Here is a 785-nt window from a genome sequence, read left to right as displayed (position 1 = left end):
AGTCCAACAGCTTTGGACCGCAGTTGACTCTTTCGACACCCCTGCGATGCAACCCAATCCGGCTGACGGGGAGCCAGCAACGCTGAAAATTTACCCTCCTCTTTCCCACTAGCGGCTCCTTTTCCGACAACCAGCACGGCGGATCCCTGCCGCGGCGCTGTGAACGCAGCATTTTGATTGGTATCGTTGGCCTTCAGGCTCGTCAGTCAAACAGACCCAGGAGCAGCTCAGCCGGTGGCGCCCGGCTTTCGGGTAACGCCCTGGTCCCGCTGGTTTCGGCTTTGTGCTTCAGGTGATCAAGGATCTGCTTGATCACTATAGGGTCTTCAATGCAGGCGATGACTTTCATGGCGCCGCCGCAGCCGCTGCAGGTCTCGATGTCGATATTGAAAACACGCTTGAGCCGTTGCGCCCATGTCATCGACGCTCGCCGTTGTGCTGGTGTTGCCGGTTCATCAGCCACCCTGACCTTGTTGCCCCTGCCCCGTTTTGCCGGCGTGACCAACGCCCGGTGCCGACTGTTGGGTGCGAACACCCCGTGGAAGCGGGTTAGGTTGACTCTGGGCTTCGGTACCAGGGCGGCCAGCCTTGCAATGAAATCCAATGGTTCGAAAATGACGTGCGTGGTGCCGTCCCGGTACGGCGTCTTGAGCTGGTAGCGCACGTTGCCGCCTCGTGTTAACGACAGCCGCTTCTCGGATACCGCCGGGCGGCTGATGTACCGGCACAGCCGTTCGAGCTTCTTGCGTTCATCGGCCCTGGCCGCCACGCCGGCGTGCAGGCTG

Annotated in this window: 1 protein-coding gene; it reads right to left on the bottom strand. The window is 60.9% G+C overall.

All coding sequences use genetic code 11. The annotated features are described in order from the left end of the window. Window positions 1-202: 202 nt before the first annotated feature. The coding region (locus ACEQFP_RS17500; protein WP_080312105.1) for a transposase at window positions 203-785 on the bottom strand (583 nt) is incomplete at its 5' end.

Source organism: Edwardsiella sp. A.80236 (assembly GCF_044540725.1).
Classification (GTDB): domain Bacteria; phylum Pseudomonadota; class Gammaproteobacteria; order Enterobacterales; family Enterobacteriaceae; genus Edwardsiella; species Edwardsiella tarda.
Note: the sequence above shows the minus strand (reverse complement) of the source record. Positions and strands in the feature narration are given on the sequence as shown.